The following is a 20552-nucleotide window of genomic DNA, read 5'->3' as shown; positions in this document are numbered from 1 at the left end:
AAAGGTCTATCTGCAAAACCCATGGCGCTCAATCTCATCAAACTCTGTGTCGGTGCCGATAGCATCGACGATCTCAAGCACTGGGTCGCGGAACGCGCCCTGGTGGCGGTGTCGGCTGGCTTGGCACCGCAAAGTTCGCATGTCACCCGGATGATGCCCAAACGGGTTGAGGAATTGCTGGACGGCGGCTCGCTTTATTGGATCATCAAGGGTCAGGTTGCAGCCCGCCAGCCTCTGCTGGATATTGTCAGCGTCACTGGTGCTGATGGTATCAACCGCTGCGAACTGGTGCTTGGCCCTGAGGTCATTGAAACCACGCCAGCGCCACGCCGCCCGTTTCAGGGCTGGCGCTATCTGGACCCGAAAGATGCCCCGCGTGATCTTTCCGCCGGCGGTGCCGGCCTGGATGACATGCCCGACGACTTGAAGCGGGAACTGGCCGAACTCGGACTGCTATAGGCCTTATCCGAACAGCCATTAAAAACGATTCGGCGTATTCCATCTTCGAATGCCTTAAGGCATTGATGTGTTTGAGATTTCGCTGAGGCGTGGACGGTCCCCCTATTTCGAGCCTTTGTATTTTCCAGCGCGATGCACTGGCATATGGACCATTTTTTAAATGGATAATTCTTTCATCCGAAATCGATTTTTTTGAAATAGATAAGGCCGTTCAATCGGTTAGGTTGCATTTCTATGTTTTGATTGCGGTATGCTGTACGGTCCTTTCAGAATTTATATTTGAATTCACTAACGGTTAAGACGCATCAACTATGTTTCTGATCAAGGAATGCAAAGTGGCCACGTGTGGCTAGCAGAGGCACAATCGAAGGCTGGCAGGATTACGGCATAGATTGCAAGTCGGGCGGTTCACGGTGCAGAGGCTTGCATTGCACGTGATTGTCTGGATCGGCAGCGATTTAAGGACGTATATGCTAAAATACTGTCCCAAACCTATGAAAGCTGGGAGAAAATTTGATGACCACATCGCATCTGGTGCAAGCGGGCTCTCTGGAGATCATTGCTTTCCGGCTTCATGCGCAGGAATTTTGCGTTAAAACCACGTCCATTCGTGAAATTCGCGGTTGGGCCACTGTCACCCCGCTCCCCCATGCGCCTTACGAAGTGCTGGGCGTGATGAACCTGCGCGGCACGGTCATCCCGATTGTCGATCTTGCGGTCAAGCTTGGCATGGCCAATTCCGAGGTCAACCAGCGCAGCGCCGTGGTCGTCGCTGATGTCAATGGCGTGACCGTTGGTCTGCTGGTGGATGGCGTTTCCGACATCCTGACCATCCCGGCCGACCGCTTGCAGCCCTTGCCGCAGGCAGCCGGACCAAGCGCCGCCTTTTCCGACGGTATCATTGCCCAGGGTGAAAGCATGATTTGCTTCCTCAACCTTGAGCGCATGTTTGGCGTTAATGACGCAGACGACTGGGGCATGGCGGTATAAAGAGTTTTGCGCTTTATCTGAAGCGTGGCATTGCGCGCTTTGCCTGTTTATTTTGACGCTCTGGACCGACCCCGGTCCGGGGCGTTTTGCATAGATGGCCTTTGAGACTGTCTGGTTTGATACCGGAGCATTTCCAGGAAAAGTGTGAAGCGGTTTTCCATCCGGACATGCATAAAACAAGTAAGAGCACTTCAGATTAATGTTTTTAAAGCGTGTTGCGGCTTATCAGCCTCAAGCAACACGCTTTAAGTTTTTGTTTTTACGCATGTCGTTACCGCAAAACCGCTGCACACTTTTGCGCGACATGCTCTAGCAGTCGAGTTCGATTTCTCGTGCAGCTTGTTTTGGATGTGAGGCCACGGGTTTTTCGTGTCTGGTGCGGACGACGGGGGTCGAACCCGTACAGATTGCTCCGAGGGATTTTAAGTCCCTTGCGTCTACCAGTTTCGCCACGTCCGCGCGAAGAGCGTTTTCAACGACCTGACGCGGAATTGCAAGAGGGTGTTTCAGATATTCCTTTGGGTCGTGAGGCGAAGCCAGCCTCTCTGTTTCGAGACCTTTACGCTGTGCCGTGGCCTGAACACCCAATCTCGTGACGAGGGGTTTTTGCCTTGCTGCAACTGCATCGTGCAGAAAACTGGATCCGATGCGCTGCTTTACAGTGCCGTGAGCCATAAATGGTGCAGAAAGATCCGCTGTAGCGCGTTATATCTGCTGCATAATTTTGTTTTGCGTCGGCTTTTCCGAAAGCTGATGCCCGTTCCCAGTCCGATGCTCTATCCGCGATTCGCTCAAGTGTCATTTTCGGCAGCGGGCTGACAGGCCACGATGCGCTGCCGATTGCATTGATATGAGATATCTGAAATTTAGACGTAACTAAATGTTAGTGCTTCCCCCCTACATTTATGGGAACGGCTGCGGCAATCTGTGCTGCGGCAAGAGGTCGTTGTGTGACCGGCGGGAGGATTTTAGCCGGCCCGGCACATCGAGAACTACACACACTATCAGCTCGAAGGCGGACCTGCCTGGAGTGACGAGGAAACGAGATGAAACATCTGCCAATCATCGGGAAATTTCTATCCATCATGGCCATCTTCGGCCTGTTTGCGCTTGGCGTAGCTGGCTATTCCGGGCTGAAGTTGCAAACGATTGACTCCGCTTATAGCGGCCTTTTGAATGAGGAGGCTAAGGCCTCGCTGAGCATGGCCCGTGCCAACAGGTCTTTGCAGGCGGTCCGAGCGTCCTTGGCGGATGTCATGCTGTCGCGCACCGATGAGCTTAATCAATCCGCGACAAAGGAATTTGAGGCGAACCGAACCTCTTTCATCAGCTTTATGGACACGGCGGCAACGGCAATGCCCACCAATAGCCAAATCCCCGCCCTGAAAGCTGAGGGATTGAAAATTTTCGATCAGGCCTGCGCCAATGCCTTGCAGGTCGGCAAAGCCGCGACAACCGATGAGGATGTGAAGAAATCCCAGGCTGTCTTCCTGAAGGAATGCCAGCCGGAATTTGCAAAGCTTTCCCCGCGTTTCACGGCAGCAGTGACGGAAATTGGCAAGGCGGTCGATACTGAAAGCAATGACCTTACTGATCTGACCAATAGCACGGTGTTGATGACTGTGGCTGGGGTGATTGGTGGCCTCATTGTTGTTCTGACGATTGGCTTTTTTGCCATTCGTGCCTGGTTGGTGGTCCCGATCCGCGATCTGGCCGCCAAGATGGGCATCCTGTCCGGTGGTGATCTTTCGGCAGTGGTAGACGGCACAGACCGTCGTGACGAAATTGGCACCATGGCGCGTGCCGTGCAGATCTTCAAGGATAACGGTCTTGCGGCGCGTGAACTGGAAAAGCAGGCTGCGGCGGCCCGCGACATGAGCGAAGTGGAACGTCAGCGCGTTGCCGAGGCCGATGCCAAGCGCGCCGCTGAAATGGCCCAGGCAACGTCTGGTCTTGCGGAAGGCTTGAAGCGGCTTTCGGCTGGGGATCTCACGTTCCAGCTTACCCAGAATTTTGCCAGTGAATTCGAAGGTTTGCGGACTGACTTTAACAGCACGGTTGAGCAATTGCGTGACACGATGTCGTCCGTTGCCATCTCGACCAGCTCGATTGACAGCGGTTCGCGAGAAGTGAGCCAGAGCGCTAACGACCTGTCGAAGCGTACCGAACAACAGGCAGCCTCGCTGGAAGAAACCGCAGCGGCACTGGATCAGATCACCACCAATGTCTCCAATTCCTCCAAGCGTGCGGAAGAGGCCCGGGCTATGGCCGTTCAGGCCAACCAGTCGGCCCGGCAGTCCGGCGAAGTGGTCTCGAATGCCGTCAACGCCATGCAGCGAATCGAGCAGTCGTCCAGCCAGATCTCCAACATTATCGGCGTGATCGATGAAATCGCCTTCCAGACCAATCTTCTGGCGCTGAATGCTGGTGTGGAAGCGGCGCGAGCAGGTGAGGCTGGTAAGGGCTTTGCCGTGGTCGCCCAGGAAGTGCGCGAACTTGCCCAGCGCTCTGCCCAGGCTGCCAAGGAAATCAAGGACCTGATCCGCAATTCCGCCAGCGAAGTTGAAAACGGCGTCAAGCTAGTGACGGCAACCGGTGAAGTTCTGAAGGTGATCGAAGGCCATGTCGTCGCCATCAATGGCCAGCTCGATGCCATCGCCATTTCGGCCCGAGAACAGTCCGTCGGCCTGTCTGAGGTCAATATCGCCGTCAACCAGATGGACCAGGTTACCCAGCAGAATGCCGCCATGGTGGAAGAAGCCACCGCCGCTAGCTCGTCGCTGGCCAATGAAGCGGAAAAGCTGCGCCATCTGGTCGGCCAGTTCCAGATTGGTTCTGGTTCTTCAGGCTTAGTGGCCAATGCCGCCCCTTCTGGAGGCAGATCCTCTGGTCCTGTTCCAGCCAGCGCCGGGCAAAGGCCTGTCGCGTCACCCGCCCGCCGCATGGTCGGTCAGGTCGCCAAGGCACTCGGCATGAATACCGCAGCCAAGCAGGAAAGCTGGGAAGAGTTTTAAGACCATGTGACAGCATCGGATTTTCCGAAAACCGGTGCTCACTTTTCTGCTCTATCGTCTTGTTGCTCAAGCCGCCCTGCGTTTTCCCTCACGCAGGGCGGCTTGCTGTTTGGCGGATGGATGGACAAGAATCCGGGCGAGGGGCAAGGACGAAAAAATGGCGTAGCCGATAATTTCATCTCTCTGTTTGGTCCAGTCTCGCAAAAATGACGTTACATCGATATGCATCGAGTAAATGCACGAAAGCCGCCGCAAGATTTCCGATCCGTTGCCTGGTCGTCACCTTAAATCGGACCCGATTGAGGGAATTATGCGGTTAGCCAAAGATAGTTCCAGTTCGTCCCAGCTCGTCAAAGTCCGTTAGAAGGCCCTGCCATGTCCGATTCCACCTCCGTTTCCCCGTCTCAGGTCGTCACCGCCGCCATGCTTGCCATAGGTGATGAATTGCTGTCCGGCCGCACCAAGGACAAGAATATCGGCCATCTGGCCGATGTGCTGACCCTCGCCGGTATCGACCTCAAGGAAGTGCGGATTGTCGCTGATGAGGAAGAGGCAATCGTCGAGGCGCTGAATGCGCTGCGCAGCCGCTATAACCATGTGTTCACCTCGGGTGGCATTGGCCCGACCCATGACGATATTACCGCCGATGCCATCTCAAAAGCTTTCGGCCTGCCTTGTCTGCATGACGAAAAGGCCATGGCGCTGATGGCGGAAATGTATGCTCGCCGTGGCCTGGAATTTACCGAGGCGCGCCAACGGATGGCCCGCATGCCGCAAGGCGCGGAGCATATTGCCAATCCGGTTTCCACCGCGCCGGGATTCCGGGTGGAGAATGTCTATGTCATGGCCGGAGTCCCGCAGGTTTTTCAGGCCATGCTCGAAAATGTCGTCAAGACATTGCCCGGTGGCGTCCGTGTTCTGTCGCGGGCAATTGCCTGTCCCTATGGCGAAGGCGAGATCGGCACGGCGCTGGCCGCCGTTCAGAAGGCGCATCCGCAGACCAGCATCGGTTCTTATCCGCGCTATGACGGCTCCAAGGGTTTTCACACCGAACTCGTGGTGCGGGCGAGGGCCGAAGATGTTCTGAATGCCGCTGTTCTTGATGTCGAGGAGATGATTGCGGCAATTACCGGCGGCAAGACCGTGCTGGAGGCCTGAGAATGTCCCGCGTGGCTGAGACTTGAGTGGGACTCCAGATCAGCCTTGAGCGAAATCCCAATTCAGCCTTGAGCGAAATCAAGGAACCGGCGTGGTTTCGGCGCATTATCTTTTTCGGTGGTTGGGCGGGATGACGCAAGCGTGTCTTCCTGTCGCCCAGACCACGATGCAGTATGCTTTTGCTCGGACGATGTTCGGTCGGAGCAATTTGCGGGGAGATGACAATGGCTTACAAGACAATTCTGAGCGTTCTCGACAACCGCCGTACGGCAGCGCAGGTTTCTGATTTTTCCATTGCGTTGGCCGAACAGTTCGGGTCCCATGTCATCGGCGTTCATTGCGAAGCGGTCGCCGGCATGCCCCTGATCGCGCCGATGGAAATACCCGATCCGGTCGCGGTACAGGCCATGCAGGATCTGGCCCATAAGGAAACCGGGGCCATAGAGGCGATCTTCGCCGAGGTGGCGCGGCGCGAAGGCGTGTCGACCGAATGGCGCAATTTCGTGACCTCCGTCGGCTCGACAGGTTCGTTTGTCGACAGCGCCCGCTGCGCCGATCTGGTCGTGGCGGCCCAGGGAGAAAGCGGTTCGCTTTCGGATAACCGCAGCGAATTGGAAACGGCGTTGTTTGATAGCGGCAGGCCCGTGCTTCTCGTGCCTTACATCCTGAAGACGCCGCGGCCGATCAAGCGGGTGCTGATTGCCTGGAACGGATCACGCGAAGTGGCACGCGCCACATTCGATGCCCTCCCTTTCCTGAAACAGGCTGAAAGCGTTGAAATCTTCTCGGTGGTCGATAGCAGCGGTGACGATCTTTCACGCAGCCTGCCCGGCGCCGAAATCGCCGCGACGCTGAGCCGCCACGATATCAATGTCACCGTGACCCAGCAGGATCAGGAGCAATTGAAGGCGGCGGCGCATATCGAAAACCGCTTGTCCGACCAGAGCATCGATCTGTTGGTGATGGGAGCCTATTCCCATAAACGCTGGTGGGAAGTGCTGTTCGGTGGCGTGACCCGCACCGTCCTGGATTCCATGACGGCCCTGACATTGCTTTCGCGCTGATAAGAACTGAATTGAAAAATGTGTTGACGTAAGGCATTCGGTTTCTAACCGGATGCCTTACTGTTTCCGGCATCCTCTTTCCGTCTCTTGCCTTCATGGGCAGATTGCCGCTATAGCACCGAGAAAGACAAGGAGCCGAAAGGGCTTTTGCGCAAGGTCTGCTGCGCCCATGGCTCTTCTAGCCGGGCGGTTTCCGGGCCGATGCGCAAGCTGAATGGCGTCACTGTCTTCGTTTTTGCTGCGATGACGCGGCGGGCGGTTGAAACGCGAAGCGCTTCGGTTGCCTTTCCTTCTGTCTTTTCTTGATGCGCGGAGCCCTTGCATGTCTCTTCCCGATAAAGCCTTTCCCGTTGCCTGGGATCAATTCCACCGTGATGCCAGGGCGCTTGCCTGGCGCCTGGCCGGGCTTGGGCAGGAGTTTCGCGCCATTGTCTGCATCACCCGGGGCGGACTGGTTCCGGCGGCGATCATTTCGCGTGAGCTGAATATCCGCTTGATCGAGACGGTTTGCGTCGCCTCCTATCACGACTATGTCAACCAGGGCGAATTCAACCTGTTGAAGGGCATTACGCCGGAATTGCTGACCAATGGCGGCGAAGGCGTGCTTGTTATCGACGACCTCACCGATACCGGCAAGACTGCCACAGAAGTGCGGTCTATCATCCCGAAGGCGCATTTTGCCTGCGTCTATGCCAAGCCGAAAGGCGTGCCGACGGTCGATACATTCGTGACCGAGGTCAGCCAGGATACCTGGATCTATTTCCCGTGGGATATGGGCTTTACCTATCAGGAACCGATTGCCAAGGGATCCAAGGGCTAAAAGCCTTGCAATCTATGGATCGGCGCAATTGATCGCTGTCAATGCGTCGGCCATGGTTCCCATGCAAAAGGCAATCTGTTGTTGATAATGGATTGACTGATGATGATTGCAACTTTTCTTCCCGCCGTCCTGGTGCTGCTTCTGGCGCCAGGGCCGACCAATACCTTGATGGGCGTTGCCGGTGCTCAAGGCGGTTTGGCGCGCGTGTCGCGTATTGTGCCAGCGGAACTGGCGGGCTATCTGACGACCATCCTGCCGCTGGTTTATCTGGGAGATCAGCTGATGACGCGCTGGCCTGCCGTTGCCGTCCTGCTGAAAATCGCGGCGGCGATCTGGGTGATGGTCATCGCCTTCAACCTTTGGCAGATGCCGGGGCAGGGCAATGCGCTCAATCCCATCACAGCGGGCCGGATCTATCTGACGACCGCGCTCAATCCCAAGGCATTGGTGTTCGGTCTCGTTCTTCTTCCCGCTCCTGGCAATCCGAATTTCCTGCCTTGTCTTGGCCTGTTCTGCCTGCTGGTCAGCGCAGTGGCTTTGCTTTGGGGCTCTGCCGGGCGATTGACCCAGGCAGGGCATGGCGGCCAGGGCAGATTGCATATCCTCCAGCGTGTCGCCGCTGTCTGGCTCACTTTCGTCTCGGTTTCTCTTATCGTTGGCGTTGTGACGGCGGTTTAGTCCGCCGGTCAGCGCCCTTCCATTCCATCCCTGAATTAAAAAGCCCCTGCGCTTTTTCAAGCACAGGGGCTTTTGGATTTTTAGCTTTTGGAAGAGGAACACCCTCTTCGGTCTGATTACGCCACCGCGCGATACTCACCCCGTCTGTTATCCTCCAGCCGGAACCGTTCAAGCTGCACCAGCAGCTGTCGGGATTCACTGGCCAGGACCTGGCTGGCAGCCGTCGTTTCTTCGACCATGGCGGCGTTCTGCTGGGTCATCTGGTCCATGTGGTTGACGGATGTGTTGATTTCAGCGAGCGCTGCCGACTGTTCTTGAGCGGCGCGGGCGATGCTCGCCACATGGCCATTGACATGATCAACCAGGCCGACGATTTCGTTGAGAGCTTCGCCGGTGGACAGAACCAGTGAGACGCCGCCCTTGACTTCATCGGCGGAGGTGTTGATCAGCGCCTTGATTTCGCGGGCCGCATTGGCGGAGCGCTGGGCCAGTTCGCGGACTTCCTGGGCAACGACCGCAAAGCCGCGTCCGGCCTCTCCGGCGCGGGCGGCTTCAACACCGGCATTCAGCGCCAAGAGATTGGTCTGGAAGGCGATTTCGTCGATCACCGAAATGATCTGGCTGATCTTTTGCGAGGATTGCTCGATCCGGCCCATCGCATCAATGGCGCTACGGACGATTTCGCCGGATTTTCCGGCACTGTTGCGGGTCTGCTCCACCATCTGGTTGGCTTCATGGGCGCGTTCAGTGGAGGTGCGGACCGTCGTGGTGATTTCTTCAAGCGCTGCTGCTGTCTCTTCCAGGGCCGCAGCCTGCTGTTCGGTCCGGCGGGCCAATTGGTTGGCGGCTGAACTCAGTTCGCCGGAATTGTCGGTAATCGTACCCGAAGCGCCGCGAATGCTTTGCATGGCTTCGCGAAGCGTTGCCATCGCGTGGTTGACGTTGCTCTGCAATTCGGCGAAGGCGCCCTGGAAATTGCCGCGCATATCCTGGGTGAGATCGGAAGAGGAGAGGGCGGCAATCACCCGCCGCACTTCGGTAACACCGAGATCGACATTGGCCACCAACTCGTTGACGCTGGAGGCGAAGCGTTGCAGGTCGGCATCCTCGTAGGATTTGGTGATGCGCTGCGAGAAATTACCTGCGGCTGCCGAGGCGACAATGCTGCTGATGCTGGATTGCAGATCCTTGCTCTGACTGTTGAGCGCGGCTTCCTGCGCTTCCATTTCCTGCATCTGCAATCTGTTGGCCCGGAAGATTTCCAGGGCGCGGGCCATCTCACCGATTTCGTCGCCGCGCTCTGTGCCCGGAATGGCGTCACCCAGGGCGCCTTTGGCAATCCGGTTCATGTTATCGGTCAAAAGGCGGATCGGATTGACGATGCCGCGACGGGCAATCAGCGTGCTGACCGCAACGCCGAGAACGATGCTGATCGCAGCGGTCGACAACAGCGCGATCATCGTCAGCTGCGAGTCGGCAATGGCATTGCTGCGGGCCGCAGACAGGGTTTTGGCGGAATAGGTGCTGTAGACCTTGACCGCTGCCGTCACCGCTTTTTGTCCATCAAGTGCCTTGGAAAGCTCCTTGGCCATCACGCCAGGTTCCTTGGCGGCGTCGGTACCGGCCACTTTCACCATCTGGCGGATCTGGTCGAAATAGGTGTTGAGTGTCGTGCGAACATCCTGCAGTTGCTTCTGCTCGTTCTCATCGGCGGTGGCCGCGATTTTTGGCAGGCGCGCCAGCATTTCGCTGGAGCGCGTTTCGGTTTCCTTGGCGAAATCAGCGGCCTTTTCCGGCGCGAAAGCCAGCTGGTAGGTCATGCGGCTGATGGCGATAATGTCGACGCGCAGGTCCATGGCCTCGCGGGCCACTTCTTCACGTTGTCCGGTGTTTTGAAGCGAGGCACCAAGCGAAGACAGGCCGAAGGCGCCAGCAGCGGCAATAGCGCCTGCCGCAACGCCCATCAGCACCACAAGAAGGCTGACCTTCTTCAGGATAGACAGATTACTGATGGTCATGACCAAACCTTAAGCGCAGCCCGGCGCTCTCATGGCGACTGGCGCAGCATATCTAGGCATGGACATCATTCCAGACCCTGGTCCCGATATAGTTGTCCACAAACATTAATATCCCTTTAGTTCGTTTGGTAATTAGCAAGACATATTCCCTGTGTATTAAAGGGTTTCCTGATGGAGGCGAGCACGGTCAGGGCGTTCTTGGGCACAAAAAACCTCCGATTCGTTTCGGGATAGAGGCAGACATGCGGCGGCAGGCCTCTGTCGTCTTGCTTGCGTGCCACGATGTGACGGTGGATAAAAAAACCTTCACCCAGCGTTAATCATGAAGCTTTTCCGCCAAGCCTATGAATTCTCTAGGCTAGCCTCTTTCCCCGTTTTCCACAGATGCTGACCACAACATATAGGGTTCATATTTTCGATACAGACCAGCTCTTGCGCTTGCCCGCAGGCAGGGTTAATGAATTGATTGTTGCGGCGGCGGCTGAACCGAGATGTCTACGAGGTCGGTTCAAATCAGCGAACATCATCAGGTTTGAAACGGTCATGGCTTCCACGCTTTGACCGCACGGATATCCTTGTGAATTTTTCTGGCGCGCTGCGGCCATTTGTTCTGGCATGAAAACGCTGTTGATACTATATTTAGTATCTAGCGGATAAGGCTGGCGCAAAATAAAGAGCGGACCATCATTATGATCGGCCTCGCTCCGAAGAGAGCGAACCAACGGCAAGCCGCTTGAACGTGGTGCCGTGAAACCTATTCTGCGCCCTTTTCCGGGTGCTTGGACCAACGAGGACTAGCCAGATGCGCATCGAACGCCGTTTCACCAAGCCCGGCCAGTCGCCCTATGCGGAAATTGAATTCCGCAAGGCGGTAAGCGAAATCAAGAACCCGGATGGCTCTGTCGTCTTCCGGCTGGCCGATATCGATGTGCCCGCGCAGTTCAGCCAGGTGGCGGCCGATATTCTGGCCCAGAAATATTTCCGCAAGGCTGGCGTGCCGAAGATCTTGAAAAAGGTCGAGGAAAACGATGTTCCGTCTTTCCTGTGGCGGTCGGTTGCCGATGAAAAGGCCATGAAGGATCTGCCTGAAGACGAGCGCTACGGTTCGGAGACCGATGCGCGTCAGGTCTTTTCGCGTCTGGCCGGCACCTGGGCCTATTGGGGCTGGAAGGGCAAATATTTCACTACAGAAGAAGACGTACTCGCCTTCCGCGACGAGCTGGCCTATATGCTCGCCACCCAGCGCGTCGCGCCGAATTCCCCGCAATGGTTCAACACTGGCCTGCATTGGGCCTATGGCATCGATGGTCCCGGCCAGGGCCATTTCTATATCGATCCTTTCACCGGCAAGCTCACCAAGTCCAAGTCGGCCTATGAGCATCCGCAGCCGCATGCCTGCTTCATCCAGTCGGTTGAAGACGATCTGGTCAACGAAGGCGGCATCATGGATCTGTGGGTGCGTGAAGCGCGCCTGTTCAAATACGGTTCCGGCACCGGCTCCAACTTCTCCCATCTGCGCGGCGAGGGCGAAAAGCTGTCGGGCGGCGGTAAATCGTCCGGCCTGATGAGCTTCCTGAAGATCGGTGACCGCGCCGCTGGTGCCATCAAGTCTGGCGGCACCACGCGCCGCGCCGCCAAGATGGTGGTTGTCGACATCGACCATCCTGATATTGAGAACTACATCGACTGGAAGGTGAAAGAAGAGCAGAAGGTTGCTGCTCTCGTCACCGGCTCCAAGATCGTCGCCAAGCATCTGAAGGCGATCATGAAGGCCTGCGTCAATTGCTCAGCCGATAACGACGCCTGCTTCGACCCCAATGAAAACCCGGCCCTGAAGCGCGAAATCCGCGCTGCCAAGAAGGATATGGTGCCGGAAAACTACGTCAAGCGCGTCATCCAGTTCGCCCAGCAGGGCTATAAGGATCTCGAATTCAAGACCTATGATACGGATTGGGATTCGGAAGCCTATCTGACCGTCTCGGGCCAGAATTCCAACAATTCCGTTTCGCTGCGGGATGACTTCCTGCGGGCTGTCGAAGAAGATGGCAACTGGAACCTGACCGCCCGCCGCGATGGCCGGGTGATGAAGACCCTGAAGGCCCGCGATCTCTGGGAAAAGATTTCCTACGCTGCCTGGGCCTCCGCCGATCCGGGCCTGCATTTCAACACCACCATGAACGACTGGCACACCTGCCCGGCGGCTGGCCCGATCCGCGCTTCCAATCCGTGCTCGGAATATATGTTCCTGGACGACACCGCCTGCAATCTGGCCTCGCTGAACCTGTTGCAGTTCAAGGATGCCGATACAAAGAAGATCGACATTGCCGATTACGAACACGCCGTTCGCCTCTGGACTGTCGTGCTCGAAGTCTCCGTGATGATGGCGCAGTTCCCGTCCCGCCAGATTGCCGAACTGTCCTACGAATACCGCACGCTCGGCCTCGGCTATGCCAATATTGGTGGCCTGCTGATGTCGACTGGCATTCCCTATGACTCGGCTGAAGGCCGCGCCATCTGCGGTGCGCTGAGCGCCATCATGACCGGCGTTTCCTATGCTACGTCTGCTGAAATCGCCTCCGAGCTTGGTCCGTTCCCGGGCTATGCACCAAACCGCGACAACATGCTGCGCGTCATCCGCAACCATCGCCGCGCCGCCCATGGCCTGTCTGAAGGCTATGAGGGTCTTGCCGTCGATCCCGTGCCGCTGGTCCATGCTGAATGCTCCGATCCGGCGCTGATTGCCCATGCCAAGGCGGCCTGGGACAAGGCGCTGGAACTGGGCGAACAGCATGGCTACCGCAATGCTCAGGTCTCCGTCGTTGCCCCGACCGGCACGATCGGCCTGGTTATGGATTGCGACACGACAGGCATTGAGCCGGATTTCGCGTTGGTGAAGTTCAAGAAGCTGGCCGGTGGCGGCTATTTCAAAATCATCAACCGCGCCGTTCCCGAAGCCCTGCGCACGCTTGGCTACACGGAAAGCCAGCTTGCCGAGATCGAAGCCTATGCGGTCGGCCATGGCAATCTCAACCAGGCGCCGGGCGTCAACCCCGGTTCGTTGAAGGCCAAGGGCTTTACCGACGAGAAGATCGAGGCTGTCAATGCGGCCCTGGGCGCTGCCTTTGACATCAAGTTCGTCTTTAACCAATGGACCTTGGGCGCTGATTTCCTGAAGGAAACGCTTGGCGTCAGTGCTGAACAGCTGACCGACATGAGCTTCAACTTGCTGGAGCATCTGGGCTTTGCCAAGAAGGATATCGAGGCTGCCAATATCCATGTCTGCGGGGCGATGACGCTGGAAGGCGCGCCGTTCCTGAAGAAGGAACATCTGGCGGTCTTCGATTGCGCCAATCCTTGCGGCAAGATCGGCAAGCGGTATCTGTCTGTCGAAAGCCATATCCGCATGATGGCAGCAGCCCAGCCGTTCATCTCCGGCGCGATTTCCAAGACCATCAACATGCCAAACGAGGCAACGGTGGAAGATTGCGGCGCAGCTTACATGCTGTCCTGGAAACTGGCGCTGAAGGCCAATGCGCTGTACCGCGATGGCTCCAAGCTCAGCCAGCCACTGAATTCCTCGCTGATCGAGGATGAGGATGATGAGGACGCGGTTGAGGAACTGTTGGCCCAGCCGCAGGCTGCCCAGGCCGTGACCATTACCGAACGGATCGTTGAGCGCATTGTCGAGCGGATCGTCCGCGAACAGGAAAAGCTGCCGACCCGCCGCAAGGGCTATACCCAGAAGGCCAAGATCGGTGGTCACACCATCTTCCTGCGCACCGGCGAATATGACGATGGCCGTCTCGGCGAAATCTTCCTTGACATGAACAAGGAAGGCTCGGCTCTGCGCGCCTTCATCAACAACTTCGCGATTTCGGTATCGCTCGGCCTGCAATATGGCGTGCCGCTGGAAGAATATGTCGATGCCTTCACCTTCACCAAGTTCGAACCGGCGGGCATGGTAACCGGCAACGACGCCATCAAGAACGCCACGTCGATCCTCGACTATGTGTTCCGCGAACTGGCGATCTCCTACCTCGGCCGCAACGATCTGGCTCATGTCGACACGTCCGACTTCTCCACCACGGCACTTGGCCGCGGCGTGAAGGAAGGCAAGGCCGACGTGGTCTCCAAGGGCTTGACCCGTGGCTACAAGCCGACCCTGGTCTCCAGCAGCCAGGCCGGAACCGCCGAACCCCGTGGGGCCGTAACCGGCACTCCGGCCAAGGCATCCGCGAATGTCACGTCGTTTTCCGGCAATGCCGCCCGCAAGCTGGAAGTGACGACAGCCATTTCCACCTCCGAAGTCGTGTCCTTCAAGCGCGATTACGAGGAACGGGCCGCCGAACTGGTGGAAGACATGGTCACGGAAACCTTGTTCTCCGACGCCGCCACCGACGAAGCCGAAGCCGCCAAGGCCGAAGCCAAGAAAGTCGAAGCCGCCCGCCGCATGCGCTCCATCGCCCAAGGCTATACCGGCAACATGTGCTCCGAGTGCCAGAACTTTACGATGGTACGGAATGGGACGTGTGAAAAGTGCGATACGTGTGGCAGCACGAGTGGGTGCAGCTGATTATCGGCTCGTAAATAGCCTGTTTCTGAGAAACCAGCCAAGCAATGAACTCTAATCATCGACTCCGGGCACTGAAAAGTGCCCGGAAAATGCCTCTTAAAACAAGTCATGAAAAAATTTAAGGTTGTTATTTAGTCCTCATTTCATGCGCATACGCATTAACTAGATAGGTCCTAGTCGACAATGCGAGCGCCCTTGGAGGAAGATGTGAACTTACTATGTTTGCCTATAGTCCTATGGCACTTGTCCGCATCCTTGACGTTTGCCGATAGTGCTGAGCTTCGAGGCACTATTGCGGCCGAGTCGCAGGCATTCTGGGCTTCCGCCACGTTCTGGGTTACTGTCGCCTCTCTTTTGGCAAGCGTCGCGGCTTTGATCGGGCTGTTTTTCAGTTTGCGCCTAACTCGACAGACCCTTGCGGTTACTCGTGAACTTGGCCATCGTCAAACCCGAGCTTATGTCGAAGCCGCAGGATTGGAACTCAGTATCGACAAAGGTGATTTGGTCGTAATATGCCGAAACTCTGGCGAGACGCCTGCGCCATTTTTTGCTGTCGGCGTCGAAGCGCGGCGAGTTCCAAAGAGCGAAATGTACCGTTTGCTGTGCGTGAAGTTACGTGTGGATCCAAGTAAAAGTTGGACAGCATTGGGAAAGGGATCCGATTGGCGCGCTAAAGTCACGCCGCCCACCGGAAGCCAAGCGGTCAGGGAGTTCGGCGAAGGTTCTTTTAACCCAGAGGAGCGACTCTTGATCACTGGCATCATCATCTACAAGGATATATTTGGTCACTACTTCCGAACCGAATTCGCATTCTTTACTCATAATGAAGCTGACAAGAATTTCATGCGACCGAACGGCCAATTTCCGGCATATGTGGAAGTTTCTAATTTGGAAGCCTCTAAAATTCTAGGCATGTCAACATAAGCTACTCAATATGCGCTTTCCGAGTGCTGCCTAGCATGAGTGTGGTCAGGCCTAAAGGCTGCGCGATCGCAAGTTAAGCCCGATACGCTGGGAGATGGACGTGCTCTATCGTTCGTGAAAAATCTTTCCCACCGGCTGGCAGTTTTCAATAGTGGGCGCCAGCACGGTGTGGCCGTCAGCGATGACGCCGTTGACCATGGGGCAGATGAAAAGCACGCCTTTATAGCTCATGGTCTGGCGGTTGTTGATAATATGAACGGCTGCACTGAGGAATATCTGGATGTTTCGGAACATGTATACGCCTGCGGAGGCGTTTTCCGAGATCACCTGTTTTTCCCTCGCTTCAACCACCACGCCGTCGGTCATCTTCAAATAGCTGTAGCAGTTTTCGCTTGAGGCAAAGACCGGCACGACTGCGCCGCATCCTTCCGTCGAAAACAGTGTCTCCGGGTCGTCTGGTCCGCTCGTGAACAGGATGTCGGCCAGATCGATGATGATGGGCTCGTCTGGCGTGACGAGCGCCATTGCTGCGAGCACAGAGAACAAAGCGCCTCCGGTCAGGTCGGAGAGTGTCACGATGCGGCAGCCGGGCCATTTCAGGCGCAGATATTCAACAAGCTCCGCGAGGTTTGGAACCTCGCGGATGACGAAGATGTAATCCTCTGGCCGAAGCCGGTTCGACCACGCCCTGTCACCCAAGGCAGCGTCGATCAGCGGTTTTCCGCTGATATCCACCAGCGGTCTAAAGCCATATTTCGGGGTCCACAAATCAGGCCCGGCAAGTGGTACGATACATTTCATGCTTATCAAATCAGCCTAAGATAGGCCTCCAGATCGGGAGGCGTGCCTATACCGTGCATGGCGTCGGGAGCGACATGATAGACGCCGACCCTGGCTCCCTGCTTGATCAGGTAGTTGTAGACCGGGCAAACATAGAACTCGTTGTTGGAGCGATCGTTGTGGGCGATCATATCGGTCGCGGCATCGATGAAATCGCGGGCGCGTCTGAAATAATAGATGCCAACGGTCGCGTTGTCGGAAATCGCCACCTTTTCTTTCACCTCATCGACCAGGCCATCATCGTTCACATGAGCGAACGACCATTTCGGGTCTCGATCCTTGTCCTTGAAGCAGAGAATTGAGCCATCCAGATCGCGCTCCAGTGCATCTTGAATGTAATCGGCGCAATCGAAATCGACGATCTGGTCGCAATTGGCAATCAATAATGGGGCATCGGGATCAAGATGTGTCCGCGCCGTCAAGACGGTGCAAGCCGCACCCTCGGTTACGAAGTTGATCGGCGAAAATGCGAGATCGCCATGGGCCTTCAAGCCACTGACGACGTCGGGTTCCGCATCCAGATGTTCTTGTCGGGCGATCAGGACGAAGCGCGCATGATCGAGGCGCAGATTGTCCATGACGCGCTCGATCATCGTCTTGCCTTTCACGTCGATGAATGGCTTTGGTTTGAGGTAACCGACTTGCGCAAACCGACTGCCGAGGCCCGCCATCGGAATGACGACCTGAACCTGACGGGCGGGCTTGGTCATCGCGGCAACCTTGTCCCGGATCTCGTTCTGATAGAATTCGATGCGCTTGGGCGAATAGAACGAGATATAGCTGTCGGATGGAATCTCGTGCTGCACGATCTTGCCACCGGCGAGAATAACCTCGTTCAGAACCGGGGAAAGATAGTATTTTCCACCAAACGGGTCGGCTTTCAGCAAATAATTCTGGGCAAATTCCACAAATAGGCTGCCGCTTCTAAAATAATAATATCCAGCAATCGCCTTGCGGCTCAGAACGCGCTTTTCCGCCGTTTCTATGACATATCCAGACTGATCCTCACGGATATAGGACCAGCGGGGGTGTACGGAATTGAAGGTCACGACACCGGCATCGGCTCCCGAGCGCATAAAATCTCGTGCAATGCCTGCCAGATCCGCGTCGATGATCTGGTCGCCATTGCAGATCACCAGAGGATCGTCGTCCACAATATGATCGACGGCCATCAGCGCCGAGCACACAGCGCCCATGGTCGGATTGTTCAGTTTGATGACAACGGTGCTTTCGCCAGCCAGCAATTTCAAAATCGAATCGAGACTGTATTCAAGCGCATCCTGATTAAGAACGATAAAGATGAACTTCGCGGAGGCATCGCGGTTGCGGATACTGTTGACGACGAGCGAGATCATCGGCGAACCGTCGATTTCGATCAGAGGCTTGGGGAAATGAAACTCATCCTTTGGGAAAAGATCATCCTTCGACGCGATGGGGATAAGATATCTCATGTGAGGGCCGATTCGATCTTGGTGATTTCGTTCATGATACGCTCATAGGTGACGTCGTTGGTCGATCCCACCACCAGCACATGGGCGCCTGAGGAGCGGGCGGCCTGTATGCCGTGATCGTTATCTTCCAGGATCAGGCATTCCTCTGGCTGCAATTGCAGCCGGTCGATTGCCGTCGTGTAGATTTCGGGATCGGGCTTCGCCTTGCCGACATCCTGATTGGATAGAAAGAAATCCAGGTATTTCAACAGGTCAGCCTGGCGCATCATCGCCTCGACGCTCGACCTGACGGAGTTTGAGCAGACCACGATATGCTTGCCCTCCCGCTTCAGGCGCGCGAGGGCGTATTCGTGATGAAAAACCGGTTGGCATTTTTCGACGATGACCTGATAGGTCATCTTCTGTTTGAGCGTGTTGAGGAAATCGTGCAGCCTTGGCGGCAATCCCCGCGTCTTGGTCAGCATTTCCAGTTTTTTGCGTGTTGGCAGGCCGTCATAGACGGCGAGATGTTCGGTGCGGCTGATATTGAGCCCGAGAAGCGCCAGCGCGTCATTCAGCGTCTCGTAATGCCATTCCTTGGCATCGATCAGAACGCCGTCCATGTCGAAAAGCACTGCCTTGATCATAATGTCCTGTCCGTCTGGTTCATGGCTGGCTTATCCCCATTTCTCGGCGGCGAGGTGCGGCAAGTCGGTGCAGATTGAGATGTCGTCACCTGTCAGATCACCCCAAACATCCCAGGCGGCGGTATGATCACGCCCGTGCAGTTCTGGAGAGACGAGCGCCACCTTCTTGCCGGCATCGAGATGCTTCTGGATGACATCAGGAGTGATCCAGTCGGAATAGAAGGCATCCAACCACACGCCTTGAGCCTTGTCATAAAAGGGAGGCAGCGGTTCGAGTTCGGAATGGCGGGTATAGGTTATAAAGCCGTTGTTGAGATAGCCGATGGCATCTGGAACAGCCATATCGAAGCAGAACAGATCGGTTATCCCGGCACCCTCCAACGAGGCGCGGAGCGCCTTGTGCAGGCCGTCTGCCTTGATGTTCATGGCAATCGTGCCTGATCCGGCATAGCTCTTGTGCAGATCCAGAAAATAGTCGAGATCCATCACTTGGTCGCCGATGGGCATGTCATGCGCGATTTTCAGCACGCCATTTTGGTCGCGCGTGTCCGTCTCGACCCCGAATCCATTTTCAAAGGCGCGCCTGAAAGCCGTTTCACTGTTTTTTTCGACAGGTTCCAGCCACCAGCCCCTGTGCGCGAGAATTTTCATCGCTCTTTCCATTCTAACGTTGCGAAATAGGTGCTTCACCGGCCACTGCAAATTCCCCGGAAACTAGCCGGGGTTGAACTGAGGAAAGCTCTTCCTGTCGATGTGATAGACGGCAAGATAGTTGTTCTCTCGGAAAAAGTTCGGGTCCTGCGAGTAGGCAAAGGCATTCGTCCATCTCATTGGATGGATCTGTTGATGCACCTTGGAGACAATCCCGGCGTTGCAGAATTCCATCGCATGGGCGATGCCTTCGACCATCGTGAACGAGAAACCACCGTAAAGAGCCATGTAGAACTGGTAGGTGATATGGTCGAATACGCTGTGGACGAGCCTTTCCACAAATTGGAGGCTGGCGTCCCAGCCAATCCACTCCAGAAAGCCCGGGATGCTCTTGGCCGAATAGACCGGAATATCCCACCACCAGGTATAGATGCCCCAATTGCCGGAAATGGCCTGAATTTTTTCATGATCGACCGCCGGTGCCAGCTTTATGGACGAGGCGTGCATGATCTGCCTTTCGGCCGAGTGGTTTGCAGTCAGAGTACCGCCGTACCAGCGTGCTGCGGAAACAACGCTTGCGGCGGCCTCGGTCCAGCCCGTTTTATTGAGAATGAAGGTCTCGGCATCGACGCACAGGAGATAGTCGTAAAGCTTATGGGCGAGAGAAAGCGCCAGGAATTTCTTGACCGTCGGCCAGGTTCTACCCTCAGCCACGACCGACAGCGCACTGCCTGAGAAATAATCCGACAGCACGATGGACGAGTAGTTCAGGTAAGGGGACGCCTGATGCATCTCTCTGAACTGCAGGCGATCGGCATCGGTGGAAAAGACGAAAATGATGTCGTAGTCGGCGCCGATGCTCTGAAACAGCAGGTTGATACCATAGATGAAATAGGCGTCGTGAATGGGCACGATAAGAGCGGTTCTGTTCTGCGGCTTCCGTGCCTCGCCGCATTCCGTCAAGAGATGAACGCCACGCTCTCCCGGCAGACGGAACTGTCCCTCCATTTCGATGCGTCCGTCGACAGACCGTACGGTATCGAATCGCGTGGTGACAGCAGCGTTCTGGCTCAGAAACTCGACCGCCCCGCCTTTCACGCGCCAGGAGTTTTCATTGGTATGGGAATATCCGCGCAGCCAACCGCCGCTCTCGAAGGATATCTGCGATGCAAAAACCTGTTCGGCGCCAGCTTTACCGAAGGTCCACACACGCTCCTTCATCAGTCGCTCAAGCGACAAATCATCAAGGCCGATCGTCATTGTTGCACTCCTATCCGCAGTTACAA

16 protein-coding genes and 1 tRNA gene are annotated in these 20552 nt (G+C 56.2%); 9 read left to right on the top strand and 8 right to left on the bottom strand.

Annotation, left to right across the window (positions count from 1 at the left end; genetic code table 11):
* The first annotated feature begins 21 nt into the window (after positions 1-21).
* Positions 22-459 (top strand): DUF1489 family protein, encoded by a 438-nt coding sequence (locus tag AVCG78_RS08250; RefSeq protein WP_071205036.1) that lies wholly within the window; start codon positions 22-24, stop codon positions 457-459.
* 516 nt (positions 460-975) lie between these two features.
* Complete coding sequence (locus tag AVCG78_RS08245) at positions 976-1449, top strand: chemotaxis protein CheW (protein WP_015916294.1); 474 nt, start codon at positions 976-978, stop codon at positions 1447-1449.
* A gap of 374 nt (positions 1450-1823) precedes the next feature.
* Here the strand turns inward: AVCG78_RS08245 and AVCG78_RS08240 are convergent.
* Positions 1824-1908, bottom strand: a tRNA-Leu gene (locus AVCG78_RS08240).
* A 587-nt stretch (positions 1909-2495) separates the two neighbouring features.
* On the opposite strand from AVCG78_RS08240, the gene AVCG78_RS08235 reads away from it, so the two are divergent.
* From AVCG78_RS08235 to AVCG78_RS08215, 5 genes are all read left to right on the top strand, one after another.
* Positions 2496-4463 (top strand): methyl-accepting chemotaxis protein, encoded by a 1968-nt coding sequence (locus AVCG78_RS08235; protein ID WP_071205035.1) that lies wholly within the window; start codon positions 2496-2498, stop codon positions 4461-4463.
* Between the two features lie 375 nt (positions 4464-4838).
* Positions 4839-5621 (top strand): competence/damage-inducible protein A, encoded by a 783-nt coding sequence (locus tag AVCG78_RS08230; protein ID WP_071205034.1) that lies wholly within the window; start codon positions 4839-4841, stop codon positions 5619-5621.
* Between the two features lie 224 nt (positions 5622-5845).
* A complete protein-coding gene (locus tag AVCG78_RS08225) occupies positions 5846-6685 on the top strand; it encodes a universal stress protein (protein ID WP_015916291.1) in 840 nt (279 codons plus the stop codon).
* Positions 6686-7007: 322 nt separating this feature from the next.
* Positions 7008-7505 carry a xanthine phosphoribosyltransferase gene (gene gpt, locus AVCG78_RS08220; RefSeq protein ID WP_070151014.1) on the top strand — a complete coding sequence of 166 codons (498 nt, stop codon included), beginning with the start codon at positions 7008-7010 and terminating at the stop codon, positions 7503-7505.
* Positions 7506-7604: 99 nt separating this feature from the next.
* A complete protein-coding gene (locus AVCG78_RS08215; RefSeq protein ID WP_071205033.1) occupies positions 7605-8183 on the top strand; it encodes a hypothetical protein in 579 nt (192 codons plus the stop codon).
* A gap of 116 nt (positions 8184-8299) precedes the next feature.
* Here the strand turns inward: AVCG78_RS08215 and AVCG78_RS08210 are convergent, their stop codons facing one another.
* Both AVCG78_RS08210 and AVCG78_RS08205 read right to left on the bottom strand, forming a co-directional pair.
* On the bottom strand, positions 8300-10201 hold the full coding sequence (locus AVCG78_RS08210) for a methyl-accepting chemotaxis protein (RefSeq protein ID WP_071205032.1): 1902 nt from the start codon (positions 10199-10201) through the stop codon (positions 8300-8302).
* 407 nt (positions 10202-10608) lie between these two features.
* Positions 10609-10989, bottom strand: a complete 381-nt coding sequence (locus AVCG78_RS08205) for a hypothetical protein (RefSeq protein ID WP_156583019.1) — start codon at positions 10987-10989, stop codon at positions 10609-10611.
* Between the two features lie 14 nt (positions 10990-11003).
* On the opposite strand from AVCG78_RS08205, the gene AVCG78_RS08200 reads away from it, so the two are divergent.
* Together AVCG78_RS08200 and AVCG78_RS08195 are read left to right on the top strand one after the other, a co-directional pair.
* On the top strand, positions 11004-14774 hold the full coding sequence (locus tag AVCG78_RS08200; RefSeq protein ID WP_071584618.1) for a vitamin B12-dependent ribonucleotide reductase: 3771 nt from the start codon (positions 11004-11006) through the stop codon (positions 14772-14774).
* Between the two features lie 255 nt (positions 14775-15029).
* On the top strand, positions 15030-15698 hold the full coding sequence (locus AVCG78_RS08195; RefSeq protein ID WP_139191455.1) for a hypothetical protein: 669 nt from the start codon (positions 15030-15032) through the stop codon (positions 15696-15698).
* A 105-nt stretch (positions 15699-15803) separates the two neighbouring features.
* On the opposite strand, the gene AVCG78_RS08190 is transcribed toward AVCG78_RS08195, so the two are convergent.
* The 5 genes from AVCG78_RS08190 to AVCG78_RS08170 form a co-directional block, all read right to left on the bottom strand.
* A complete protein-coding gene (locus tag AVCG78_RS08190; protein ID WP_139191454.1) occupies positions 15804-16433 on the bottom strand; it encodes a glycosyltransferase family protein in 630 nt (209 codons plus the stop codon).
* Between the two features lie 71 nt (positions 16434-16504).
* Positions 16505-17989: a glycosyltransferase family 2 protein gene (locus AVCG78_RS08185; RefSeq protein ID WP_071205028.1), complete on the bottom strand. Its 1485-nt coding sequence runs from the start codon at positions 17987-17989 to the stop codon at positions 16505-16507.
* Positions 17986-18615, bottom strand: coding sequence for an HAD family hydrolase (locus AVCG78_RS08180; RefSeq protein WP_071205027.1), 630 nt, complete (start codon positions 18613-18615; stop codon positions 17986-17988). Before AVCG78_RS08180 ends, AVCG78_RS08185 begins: the two co-directional genes overlap by 4 nt.
* Positions 18616-18645: 30 nt before the next feature.
* Positions 18646-19266: a phosphatidylinositol-specific phospholipase C/glycerophosphodiester phosphodiesterase family protein gene (locus tag AVCG78_RS08175; protein WP_071205026.1), complete on the bottom strand. Its 621-nt coding sequence runs from the start codon at positions 19264-19266 to the stop codon at positions 18646-18648.
* A 63-nt stretch (positions 19267-19329) separates the two neighbouring features.
* On the bottom strand, positions 19330-20526 hold the full coding sequence (locus AVCG78_RS08170; RefSeq protein ID WP_071584620.1) for a hypothetical protein: 1197 nt from the start codon (positions 20524-20526) through the stop codon (positions 19330-19332).
* Positions 20527-20552: the final 26 nt, after the last annotated feature.

It is taken from the genome of Gillisella vitis (genome assembly GCF_021559775.1).
GTDB lineage: Bacteria > Pseudomonadota > Alphaproteobacteria > Rhizobiales > Rhizobiaceae > Allorhizobium > Allorhizobium ampelinum.
Note: the sequence above shows the minus strand (reverse complement) of the source record. Positions and strands in the feature narration are given on the sequence as shown.

Excerpts from the sequence above, each read along its gene's own strand:
- AVCG78_RS08250 (WP_071205036.1), top strand. The coding sequence starts at position 22 with ATGGCGCTCAATCTCATCAAACTCTGTGTCGGTGCCGATAGCATCGAC.
- AVCG78_RS08245 (WP_015916294.1), top strand. The coding sequence starts at position 976 with ATGACCACATCGCATCTGGTGCAAGCGGGCTCTCTGGAGATCATTGCT.
- AVCG78_RS08235 (WP_071205035.1), top strand. The coding sequence starts at position 2,496 with ATGAAACATCTGCCAATCATCGGGAAATTTCTATCCATCATGGCCATC.
- AVCG78_RS08230 (WP_071205034.1), top strand. The coding sequence starts at position 4,839 with ATGTCCGATTCCACCTCCGTTTCCCCGTCTCAGGTCGTCACCGCCGCC.
- AVCG78_RS08225 (WP_015916291.1), top strand. The coding sequence starts at position 5,846 with ATGGCTTACAAGACAATTCTGAGCGTTCTCGACAACCGCCGTACGGCA.
- gpt (WP_070151014.1), top strand. The coding sequence starts at position 7,008 with ATGTCTCTTCCCGATAAAGCCTTTCCCGTTGCCTGGGATCAATTCCAC.
- AVCG78_RS08215 (WP_071205033.1), top strand. The coding sequence starts at position 7,605 with ATGATGATTGCAACTTTTCTTCCCGCCGTCCTGGTGCTGCTTCTGGCG.
- AVCG78_RS08210 (WP_071205032.1), bottom strand. The coding sequence starts at position 10,201 with ATGACCATCAGTAATCTGTCTATCCTGAAGAAGGTCAGCCTTCTTGTG.
- AVCG78_RS08200 (WP_071584618.1), top strand. The coding sequence starts at position 11,004 with ATGCGCATCGAACGCCGTTTCACCAAGCCCGGCCAGTCGCCCTATGCG.
- AVCG78_RS08185 (WP_071205028.1), bottom strand. The coding sequence starts at position 17,989 with ATGAGATATCTTATCCCCATCGCGTCGAAGGATGATCTTTTCCCAAAG.
- AVCG78_RS08180 (WP_071205027.1), bottom strand. The coding sequence starts at position 18,615 with ATGATCAAGGCAGTGCTTTTCGACATGGACGGCGTTCTGATCGATGCC.
- AVCG78_RS08175 (WP_071205026.1), bottom strand. The coding sequence starts at position 19,266 with ATGAAAATTCTCGCGCACAGGGGCTGGTGGCTGGAACCTGTCGAAAAA.
- AVCG78_RS08170 (WP_071584620.1), bottom strand. The coding sequence starts at position 20,526 with ATGACGATCGGCCTTGATGATTTGTCGCTTGAGCGACTGATGAAGGAG.